Source organism: Frankia sp. CcWB2, from assembly GCF_977927585.1.
In genome coordinates this window covers 30347-40678 of the sequence record NZ_CDWRCM010000006.1, presented here as the reverse complement: position 1 = coordinate 40678, position 10332 = coordinate 30347, and the positions used below count along the sequence as shown (strand labels likewise).

Sequence of the window (10332 nt, the reverse complement as noted above, 5' to 3'; positions counted from 1 at the left end):
GGTCCTGGGCGAGCTGTCCGCGATGTCTCCGACCAACCTGCTCGACCTCACCGTCCTCGCCAGGGTGATCGGATTCTCCGGCGGGGCGGACATCCTGGACCGGCAGATCAGTCCGCGCGGTTACCGCATGCTGGCGAAGGTGCCCCGGCTGCCACGGATGGTGGTCGACCGGCTCGTCGATCATTTCGGCACCCTGCAGAAACTGCTCGCCGCCGGGGTTGACGATCTGCAGGCCGTCGACGGCGTCGGGGAGACCCGCGCCCGAGCGGTCCGCGAGGGCCTCTCCCGGCTCGCCGAGTCGAGCATTCTCGAACGCTACGTGTAGTAACGCTGCGTACGGTAGTGCTAGGTGTAGTAGCCGAAGGCGACGGGAGGCCGCCTGCCGCCTCCGGCCGGCCTGGTCGCCTGGCACGATGGCGGGAATGACCAGCACAGCCGGAATCAGCAGCGCGCCCGGACCACTGGCCGATCTCGTCCTGGACTGGTTCGCCGTCTGTGGCCGGGACCTGCCGTGGCGCCGTCCCCTGACGAGCCCCTGGGCAATCATGGTCAGCGAGGTGATGCTGCAACAAACCCCGGTCAGCCGGGTGCTGCCAGTCTGGGAGGCCTGGCTGGACCGGTGGCCGACGCCCGCCGCGCTCGCCGCCGAGCCGGCCGGGGAGGCCGTCCGGGCGTGGGGCCGGTTAGGCTACCCCAGGCGCGCGCTGCGGCTGCACCAGGCGGCGACCGTCGTCGTCGAACGGCACGACGGCGAGATCCCCCGGCACCTCGACGATCTCCTCGCGCTGCCCGGCATCGGGACGTACACCGCGCGGGCGGTTGCCGCCTTCGCCTTCCGCCAGCGCCATCCGGTCGTCGACGTCAACGTGCGCCGGCTGTTCGCCCGGGCCGTCGAGGGAAGAGCCGACCCGCCGGCCACGGTCAGCCGCCGCGACCTGGTCGAGATCGCGGAGCTGTTGCCGCCGGACGCCGAGACGGCCGCCCGGGCCAGCGCCGCGTTCATGGAGCTCGGCGCGCTGGTCTGCGTTGCCCGGATGCCTCGCTGCGCCGCCTGCCCCCTGCTGGGACGGTGTGCGTGGGTGTCCGCGGGCAGCCCGCCGAGCGCGGGGCCCGCGCGCCGGCCCCAGGGGTACGCCGGCACCGACCGCCAGGTCCGCGGCCGGCTGCTCGCCGTCCTGCGTGACGCCAGTCCGGAGGTGGGTCAGGAGATCCTCGACCAGGTCTGGGACGATCCGGTGCAGCGGACCCGCGCCCTCGCCGGACTGATCGACGATGGCCTCGTGGTACGGGTGGCGCCGGGCGTCTACGCGCTGCCCGGCTGACGTCCCTGCGGAAGGGCTCAACCCGGATCGGCAACGGCGCGGAAGCGGTAGCCGACCCCGCGGATGCTCTCGATGACCGTCGGTTGGCCGGCCGTCTCGCCCAGCCGCCGCCGCAGCCGCCGCACGTGCACGGCAAGCGTGTTCGTCTCCGTCTGCGCCGAACCCCAGACCTCTCGCAGCAGCGTCTCGCGCGTGACGACCCGGCCCGTCTGTTCCAGGAGCAGCGCGAGCAGCCGGAACTCCCGCGGCGGGACCGGGACCACGGCCCCGTCGAGACGGACCTCGTGCGCCGCGCGGTCCAGCAGCACCCGTCCGCCGCGCAGCACCTCCGGCTCGTGCATCCGGGGCGGATACGTTCCGGCCCGTCCGGTTCCGATGAACCCCACCATCGCGAGGACCTCGGGAACCCGGTACGGCTTGCCCACGCAGGCGCTGGCCCCCGCGTCGAGTCCGGCGGCAGCTCTCGGCCGGTCATCGGGGCCGACCGCGAGGAGAATCGGCACGTCGTCGTGACCGGGCACGCTACGCACCGTCCGCACGACGGTCACCCCGTCCACCACGGGCAGCCGGGCACTGATCAGCAGCGCGGCCGGATGCCGCAGACCGATCTCCAGCAGGGCCAGCGCCCCGTCCGCCACCACACTGACCTCGACACCGTTCGCGACGAAGGCGTCGAGCATGCCGTCGTCGACGTCCTCGTCCGCGATCAACAGCGCCGGGCAGCCCCCCGGCCCGGTGCCCGTCGTCCGTCTCCGCGTCCCACCGAACGGGCCGCGGTACCGACGCCCGTCGGCTGCCGGGTCTACTGCCACGACCGCCAGGCCTGCCGGAACGGCCGGGTCCTCGCCTGTCGAGCCACGGTCTTGCCCCCCGGTTGACCGGCCCCACGCGGTACCGGGAGCATCCGCGCGTCCTGTCCGCCAATCTCCCCGTCCGTCAGCCGAACCGTCCGGAGATGTAGTCCTCGGTCCGCTTTTCCTTGGGGTTGCTGAAGATCTGCGAGGTCTTGTCGTACTCGACGAGGCGGCCGGGGTCGCCGGTCTTCTCCAGCGAAAAGAAGGCGGTCGAGTCGCTGACCCGCGACGCCTGCTGCATGTTGTGGGTGACGATGACGATGGTGAAGCTCGACTTCAACTTCGCGATCAGATCCTCGATCGCAAGAGTGGAGATCGGGTCGAGCGCGGAGCACGGCTCGTCCATCAGCAGGACCTGCGGCTCCACCGCGATCGCCCGGGCGATGCAGAGCCGCTGCTGCTGCCCACCGGACAGACCCGCGCCCGGCCGGCCCAGCCGGTCCTTGACCTCCTCCCAGAGGTTCGCGCCCCGCAGTGACTCCTCGGCCCGCTCGTCGAGGAGCGCCTTCTTGCGGATCCCGTTCAGCTTGAGCCCGGCGATGACGTTCTCGTAGACGGACATGGTCGGGAACGGGTTCGGTCGCTGGAAGACCATCCCGACGGTGCGGCGGACGGCCACCGGGTCCGTCCCGGGCCCGTACAGATCCTCACCGTCGAGGAGCACCTGCCCCTCGACCCGGGCCCCCGGAAGCACCTCGTGCATCCGGTTGAGCGTGCGCAGCACCGTCGACTTCCCGCATCCGGACGGCCCGATGAATGCGGTGACGTTCTTCGGCTCGATGGTCAGGTTCACGTCGGCTACGGCTTTGAACTTCCCGTAGTACGCCGTCAGCCCGGAAACGTCGATGCGGGTGGCCATGGCTACCTCGACTCACGATCTGCCTGGATGCTGTTTCAGAGGGTCGGATCAGATGGGATGGGACTAAATGGGATGAGATAGGGCATGATCTGTGCCGCGCTGTCATCCCGGGTCAGGGTCATCACAGCCGCGAGCGTCTGGCGACCAGACGAGCGATGAAGTTGAGCAGCAGCATGATGATGATGAGTACCAGGGCGGCGGCCCAGGCCCGGTCCACCGCCGACTGCTGCGGCTGGCCGGCCTGCGAGTAGATGTACAGCGGCAGTGCGGACTGCTCCCCGGAGAACGGGTTGGCGTTGATGAGGTTCGTACCGAAGACGGTCAGCAGCAGCGGCGCGGTCTCGCCGGCAACGCGGGCGACCGCGAGCATGACGCCGGTCACGATCCCGGGCAACGCGGTGGGGACGACCACCTTGAGGATGGTCCGCCAACGCGCCACCCCGAGGGCGTAGCTGGCCTTCCGCAGCTCGTCCGGAACGAGCTTCAGCATTTCCTCGGCGGAGCGCACCACGATCGGAATCATGAGCACCGTGAGGGCCAGGGCACCCGCGAATCCGGAGAAGCCCTGGTGGAAGGCGAGGATCCAGAACGCCAGGATGAACAGACCCGCGATGATCGAGGGAAGACCGGTGAGCACGTCGACGAAGAAGCTGATTACCCGGCTGACCCGGCCGCGGCCATATTCCACCAGGTAGATGGCCACCAGCAGACCGAACGGCACGGCCAGCAGGCTCGCCAACGCGACCTGCTCCACCGTGCCGATGATCGCGTGGTAGATGCCACCACCGACGTCACGGGCGCCGATGCCGTTCATCGAGTGAGTGAAGAACTCGGGGCGCAGCCGCCTCGCACCTTTCTCGATCACATTCACGAGCACCGCGAGCAGGGGGATGACCGCGAGCAGGAAGGCGGCGTAGACCAGGTTCGTCGCGAACCGGTCCCGGGCCCGGCGGCCGCCCTCGACCAGCGTCGAGGCCACGGTCATCGCGAGGATGAAGAAGACGGCAACCAGCAGGGGGAACTGGATCCTGCTGGAGATCGAGGTCACCAGGTAGATCAGGGCCGTCAGGACGACGGCACCGGCGACGGCAGCGAGCGGTACCCAGCGGGGCAGGACCCGGCCCCGCAGCTGCAGCCGGTCCTCACCGCCCTCGACGGCGGGGCCGGGAACGGTCGCGGTGTTCATGCGGCACTCCCCGAGAACTCACGCCGCCGCGCGATGATGGCGCGAGCGATGATGTTGACCAGCATGGTGACGATGAAGAGCACGAGACCGGACGCGATAAGCGCACCGCGGCCGATGTCGTTGGCCTCGCCCCATCCGTTCGCCACGTTCGCGGCGATGGTGTTACCGGCCGGCGCGAGGATCTGCCAGGAGATGTTGAACGACGCCGGCAGGACCAGGGCGACCGCGATGGTCTCGCCCATCGCCCGCCCGAGGCCCAGCATCGAGGCACTGATGACGCCCGGCTTGCCGTAGGGCAGGACGGCGGTTCTGATCATCTCCCAGCAGGTCGCGCCCAGCGCCATCGCCGCCTCCCGATGCGCAATAGGCACCTGCAGGAACACCTCGCGGGACAACGCGGCGACGATCGGCAGAATCATGATCGCGAGGACGACACTCGCAACGAAGATCGACCGGCCGACCCCGCGATCGGTCTCGAACAGCGGGATCCACCCGAAGTAGTCGGTCAGCCAGCTCTGGATGCCCTTCATGTGCGGCGCGAGCACGAGCAGTCCCCACAGGCCGTAGACGACGCTCGGCACGGCCGCCAGCAGATCGACGATGTAGCCGAGGGCGGAGGCCATCCGGCGAGGTGCGTACACCGTAATGAACAGGGCGATGCCCACCGCGACCGGAACGGCGATGATCATTGCGATGGCAGCAGTGATCATCGTGCCGAACAGCAGTGCGGCGATACCGAAAACCGGCGGCGTGGCGTTGGGGAACCACTCCTCCGTGGTGAAGAAGTTCCCGGTATTGGCGTCGAGGGCATTGGTGGCGCGCAGTACCAGGAAGGCCGCGATCGCGGCGATCAGTACCAGCAGCCCGACCCCGGCCGTGCGGGTGGCATTCTTGAAGATCAGGTCAGCGACGCCGACCTTGGCCTTGCCTGTCGAGGTGTCCGCCAGCCCGCCGGCCGGCCGATCACCTCCCGATGGGGCGGCCGTCGCCGAAGCGGCCCCCCGAGACTCGGCGTCCGCCGAGCTGTCCGGCTCCGTCGTCATGGTCCCTCTTCCCCTGGTGCTCCGAACTCGACTTCCGCTCGTGAATGCCCTGGCCGTCACCGTCTTGGCTGGTCTGGTGCTGTTGGTCTGTTCTAGTGCGCTGTTCTGGTCTGCCGTTCTGGCCCGGATGCTCTCGCCGTCGTCAACGAACAACGGACCCGCGGTGGGGCTGTTCACCCCACCGCGGGCACCGGATAGTCCGATCGGAGCTGCGTCAGATCGACGTCAGGACAGCTTGTCGACCACCGTGCGGACCCGGGTCGCTACCGAGTCCGGCAGCGGCGCGTAACCAAGGTCGGCGATCGAGGACTGGCCCGCGTCCGACGCGGTGTAGGTCAGGAAGGACTTGACCAGCTTGGCCTGGTCGGCCGGGAGACCAGCGGTGCAGGCGATCTCGTAGGTGACCAGGTAGATCGGGTACGCCCCCTTGGTCGCCGCGGCGTAGTCGAAGGTGAGCTTCAGGTCGTCACCGCTGGCGATCTTCGCGGTGCTCAGGCCGAGGGAGGCACCATCCGTGCTCGCCTTGACGTACTCGCCGGCACCGTTCTTGACCGCGACCGTGGACAGCCCGGCGTTCTCCGCATAGGAGAGCTCCACATAACCGATCGAGTTCTCGGTGGACTTCACGGTCGCAGTCACCCCCTCGCTGCCCTTGGCACCCTGGCCGCCCGGGGCCTTCCAGTCCGAGCCGGAGTCGAAGGTCCAGGCGGCGCCGGCCGCGCCCTTCAGGAACTTGGTGAAGTTGTCGGTGGTACCGGAACCGTCGGACCGGTGCACCGAGGCGATCGGCGCGTCAGGCAGAGTAACCCCACTGTTCTCCGCCGTGATCGCCGGGTCGTTCCACTTGGTGATGGCACCGGAGAAGATCTTCGCTATCGTCGGGGCGGACAGCTGGAGCTTGTCGACACCCGAAAGGTGGTACACAAGCGCGACCGGGCCGACCACCATCGGCAGGTCGACAGCCGTACCGGGGGTACAGCGATTGTCCGCGTCGGCCTTCTGCTGGTCCTTCAGCGCCGAGTCGGAACCGGCGAAGGAAATCTGCTTGGCGATGAACTGCTGCCGACCGGTCGAGGACCCCGTCGACTGGTAGTTGATCGTTGCGCCGTCGCAGGCGTTCTGGTACGCCTTGACCCATTCGTCCATCGCGTTCTTCTGCGCGGAGGAACCCGATCCGGTGATGGAACCCTTCTCGCAGGCGATCGCGCTCGCCCCGTTCGACGGCTTCGCCCCGGTGTCGCCGGAGTCACTGTTGTCGTCGGTGCCACACGCCGCCACAGTGAGCAGTGCCACCATTGCAGCCCCGACGGCGGCCTGACGCTTGCCTCGGTTCACGAGCAGCCCTTCGTTCTTGCGCGCTACGGCGCCGAATCGTCCGCCCCCTGGACTGGGGCGCCGACAAGAATCGAAGCCATCTCGAATGAACGCAAGGTGAACGTCCGCGAACGCGGACCTATCACCAGCCGGAACACATCCATGTCACTGGATTCGTGGTTGATTAGCCAGCCCGCGGCCAATCCGATCACAACCGTGCGTGTCGAATGATCGACAAATAGTCACTCTCACTCGTCACCCCAAACATCACGCCACACCCGGAGCGCCGTGGACGAGTGACTCTCGGCCACGGACAGGAGCGTGACGAGAACGGACGGAAGTGGACGAGAACGGACGGAAGCCTGGAGAGAACGGACAGGAACAGGCGAGAGCTTGACAGGAAGATCGCCGAGCTGCCGGAACTGGATCATTCACGGTCATCGAGCGGCACCATCGCTGCCAACCTTCCGACGCGGCAAGCACCGAAAGTTCACCGACGCGTGTCATGTCCGACCCGGGGCGCCGCGCCCTGCGACGCAGTGGGACGGAGCCGGCGAAGCGGCCAACCCGCGCGCCGCGCTACGCAGCTGATCGGGATCTTCGTCCTCTGTTACCAGACGTCCGCTCTGAGCACAGATCGCCGGTAGCCAACCCCGCGTTCTCATGCTTTGCTGTAAAGCAACATCGATGTGGCTGACAGCATCAACGGCGTATCCGAAGAGCAGCACGACCCGTCCGTTCCATCCGACCAGCGCATCCGCCTGCGCCGGCCCGCCCACCGGGAGCCGTCCCGCCCGGCGATGAAGCGCGCCACGACCAGCCACCGCCGCGTGGCGGGACGACGATGTCCCGTCACGCGGCGGATCGGCGGGGTCCGGCAAGCGGCAGACCGCATGGCGCAGAGCCCGCGGGTACCGCCGCGCCCGGTCGGCCGGACGACCCGGGGCCGGCGCTGCGCACCCCCGTGCCGGCGGCACCAACCAGACGCGGCACGACACGCGACACGACAACGGAGGACGACCAGAACATGAACACCGTCGACAGCGACGATCTCCTGCCGGAACCCCGTCCGGTCATCGGGGGACGGCCACGGTCACTGGCCGAGGTGGTCACCGTCAACGACGGCTTACTCGTCCAACACGAGCTGCTCCTCGCCCCGGGAGCCACCGCCGCCGACCTGACCACCGCGATGATCATCGTTCCCCCCACGGCCGCGCTGGTCAGCCATCACGGCGACGTGGACGTCTCACTGGTATTCCAGGAGGTTTCGCGGGATTCTCGGCGCGGGGTCGACGGGCAGCCGGTCGGACGCGGCGGCGATCCGGGCCGGACCTGGACCGTCCCCTCAGCGACCGTCCACTCTGGCGACGGGCCGTCAGCCGAGACGACCGCGACCGGCGCGAGGCGCCTTCCGAGCGGCATCCGGGGGCGCCCGCCGGGGCGGGGACACAACAGGTGCCGGTCCCCGGGGCCACGAGCCGTGGTCGAGGCAATATCGTGGCGGGGTGGCTGTACTCACCTCCCGCTCGACCGACTTTCCGCGCTGGTATCAGGACGTGCTCGCCAAGGCCGAGCTGGCCGACAACGGCCCCGTCCGCGGGACGATGGTCATCCGACCGTACGGCTACGCGATCTGGGAACGCATGCAGGCCGAGGTGGACTCCCGGATCAAGGCCGCCGGGGCCGTCAATGCCTACTTCCCCCTGTTCATCCCCGAGAGCTACCTGCGCCGGGAGGCCGAGCACGTCGAGGGCTTCAGCCCGGAGCTGGCGGTGGTCACCATCGGTGGCGGCAAGGAGCTGGAGGAGCCCGTAGTCGTCCGGCCCACCAGCGAGACCGTGATCGGCGAATACCTGGCCAAGTGGACCCAGAGCTACCGTGACCTGCCGCTGCTGCTCAACCAGTGGGCGAACGTGGTCCGGTGGGAGCTGCGTCCCCGGCTGTTCCTGCGCAGCAGCGAGTTCCTCTGGCAGGAGGGCCACACCGCGCACGCCGACGAGGCCGATGCCGCGGCCTACGCCCGTCGGATCGCGCTCGAGGTCTACCGCGACTTCATGACGCAGGTGCTGGCGGTCCCGGTGTTCGTCGGAGTGAAGACGCGCCGGGAACGGTTCGCCGGCGCGACCAACACGATGACCTGCGAGGGCATGATGGGCGACGGCAAGGCCCTGCAGATGGCGACCAGTCACGAGCTCGGCCAGAACTTCGCCCGCGCCTTCACCATCGACTTCCTCGGCGCCGACGGAGCCCGGCACCTGGCGTGGACGACGTCGTGGGGCTGCTCGACCCGGATGGTCGGCGGGCTGATCATGGCGCATGGCGACGACAACGGCCTGCGTGTCCCGCCCCGGTTGGCGCCGACGCAGGTCGTGGTCCTGCCGGTGCGCGACGACGAGACCGTCGTCACGAAGGCCCGCCAGATCGCCGCCGCGCTGACCGACGCCGGTCTTCGGGTGCAGGTCGACGCCCGTCCCGGGCTGTCCTTCGGCCGGCGGGTCACCGACGCGGAGATCAAGGGCATCCCGGTACGGGTCGAGGTGGGTCCGCGGGACCTGGCCGCGGGCAACGTCACCCTGGTGCGCCGGGACACCTCCGAGAAAGTGCCGGTGCCGCTGGCCGAGGCCGCCGCGCGGGTGCCGGTGCTGCTGGACGAGGTGCAGGCCGACCTGTACGCCGAGGCGCTGGCCCTACGCGAGAGCCGGACGACGGACGTCGCTACCGTTGCCGAGGCCGCCCGGGCCGCCCAGGCCGGCTTCGCCCGGATCCCCTGGCGCCTTGTCGGCGAGGAGGGCGAGGCCGAGCTCGCCGAGGAATCGCTCACCGTGCGGTGCCTCCAGACACCGGACGGCGGGATCCCCGAGGCCGGCAGCGACGCCGACGACCTCGTCTGCCTGATCGCCCGCTCCTACTGACGTCCAAGATCCCTGGCGTGGTGGCCGTCCGGAACAGAGACGATCAGCCGCGCAGGCGGACGGGGACCTGTCGGCGGCGACCGTGGAAACCTAGGTCAGTCGTATCTTCACGAACGTATCTTCACGAAGCTTGAATTATGGGACCGGGTTAGGAGTCGTCGTCTTCGTCCACGAAACGGGCGTAATGCGTCCCGCGGTGAGTCCGCCGCCGTGCAGACAAACCGCGCCCGTCCTTCGAGAAGCGGATTCGATCTCCCTCGACCTGCCCCTCGGGGGCAGATCGGGACCGACGTCGAGATCGATTGTGTGGCCGGCGCCTCGGGATCAGGCCGTCGATTTTGGGATCAGGCCGTCGATTCGGCGGGGCTGGCCAGCACCTCGTTCCCGAACTCTTCGGACTTCTCCGGCGAAGAGGAGATGACCGTCCCCCGGTGCTCACCACGGCAGATCGCCGTCATCGCGCCCCGCTGCTCGATATCGAAGATATGCAGCGGCATATCGAAGTCACGGGCCAAGATGAAGGCCGACTGATCCATCACCCGGAGCCCGCGGCTGATCACCTCGTCATAACTGAGGTGCGAGAAGAGCCTGGCCCCTGGATTGATCTTCGGATCGCTGTCGTAGACGCCGTCCACGCCGTCCTTGGCGGCCAGCACCGCGTCGGCATTGAGCTCCAGCGCCCGCTGCACCGCCGGGTAGTCGGTAGTGAGGAAGGGCTGGCCGTTGCCGCAGGCGAGGATGACCGTCGCCCCCTTCTCCAGCAGGTGCACCGCTCGCAGCCGGATGTAGGGCTCGGCCACCGCCGGAACGGGAACCGCCGTCATCACCCGCAGGTTGTCCTC

Annotated in this window: 9 protein-coding genes and 1 pseudogene; 4 read left to right on the top strand and 6 right to left on the bottom strand. The window is 68.8% G+C overall.

Translation table 11 applies throughout. The features are described from left to right. Together ACY45C_RS01810 and ACY45C_RS01805 are read left to right on the top strand one after the other, a co-directional pair. Window positions 1–325, top strand: a 325-nt coding sequence (locus tag ACY45C_RS01810; RefSeq protein WP_462185931.1) for a helix-hairpin-helix domain-containing protein, incomplete at its 5' end; no start/stop codon positions are given. A 97-nt stretch (window positions 326–422) separates the two neighbouring features. Further along, window positions 423–1322 carry an HhH-GPD family protein gene (locus tag ACY45C_RS01805; protein WP_462185930.1) on the top strand — a complete coding sequence of 300 codons (900 nt, stop codon included), beginning with the start codon at window positions 423–425 and terminating at the stop codon, window positions 1320–1322. Window positions 1323–1339: 17 nt separating this feature from the next. Here ACY45C_RS01805 and ACY45C_RS01800 read toward each other — a convergent pair whose 3' ends face one another. The 5 genes from ACY45C_RS01800 to pstS form a co-directional block, all read right to left on the bottom strand. Next, window positions 1340–2134, bottom strand: a complete 795-nt coding sequence (locus ACY45C_RS01800) for a response regulator transcription factor (RefSeq protein ID WP_462185929.1) — start codon at window positions 2132–2134, stop codon at window positions 1340–1342. A 124-nt stretch (window positions 2135–2258) separates the two neighbouring features. Then, window positions 2259–3035 (bottom strand): phosphate ABC transporter ATP-binding protein PstB, encoded by a 777-nt coding sequence (gene pstB, locus ACY45C_RS01795; protein WP_462185928.1) that lies wholly within the window; start codon window positions 3033–3035, stop codon window positions 2259–2261. A 121-nt stretch (window positions 3036–3156) separates the two neighbouring features. Next, complete coding sequence (pstA, locus tag ACY45C_RS01790; RefSeq protein WP_462185927.1) at window positions 3157–4221, bottom strand: phosphate ABC transporter permease PstA; 1065 nt, start codon at window positions 4219–4221, stop codon at window positions 3157–3159. Continuing rightward, the gene (gene pstC, locus ACY45C_RS01785; RefSeq protein ID WP_462185926.1) at window positions 4218–5264 is read right to left on the bottom strand and encodes a phosphate ABC transporter permease subunit PstC; all 1047 of its coding nucleotides are present in this window, start codon (window positions 5262–5264) and stop codon (window positions 4218–4220) included. The genes pstA and pstC overlap by 4 nt, the downstream gene beginning before the upstream one ends. Window positions 5265–5489: 225 nt before the next feature. After that, the gene (pstS, locus tag ACY45C_RS01780; RefSeq protein ID WP_462185925.1) at window positions 5490–6599 is read right to left on the bottom strand and encodes a phosphate ABC transporter substrate-binding protein PstS; all 1110 of its coding nucleotides are present in this window, start codon (window positions 6597–6599) and stop codon (window positions 5490–5492) included. Between the two features lie 823 nt (window positions 6600–7422). Here pstS and ACY45C_RS01775 point away from each other — a divergent pair. Beyond that, window positions 7423–7824, top strand: a pseudogene (locus tag ACY45C_RS01775) (hypothetical protein); the annotation flags it as partial. 259 nt (window positions 7825–8083) lie between these two features. Continuing rightward, window positions 8084–9490, top strand: coding sequence for a proline--tRNA ligase (gene proS / locus ACY45C_RS01770; RefSeq protein WP_462185924.1), 1407 nt, complete (start codon window positions 8084–8086; stop codon window positions 9488–9490). Between the two features lie 344 nt (window positions 9491–9834). Here the strand turns inward: proS and ACY45C_RS01765 are convergent. Continuing rightward, window positions 9835–10332: amino acid kinase family protein (locus tag ACY45C_RS01765; RefSeq protein WP_462185923.1), on the bottom strand; the 498-nt coding region annotated here is incomplete at its 5' end.

Coding starts and splice junctions, on each gene's coding strand:
- pstA (WP_462185927.1), bottom strand. CDS start 4,221: ATGAACACCGCGACCGTTCCCGGCCCCGCCGTCGAGGGCGGTGAGGAC.
- pstC (WP_462185926.1), bottom strand. CDS start 5,264: ATGACGACGGAGCCGGACAGCTCGGCGGACGCCGAGTCTCGGGGGGCC.
- ACY45C_RS01805 (WP_462185930.1), top strand. CDS start 423: ATGACCAGCACAGCCGGAATCAGCAGCGCGCCCGGACCACTGGCCGAT.
- pstB (WP_462185928.1), bottom strand. CDS start 3,035: ATGGCCACCCGCATCGACGTTTCCGGGCTGACGGCGTACTACGGGAAG.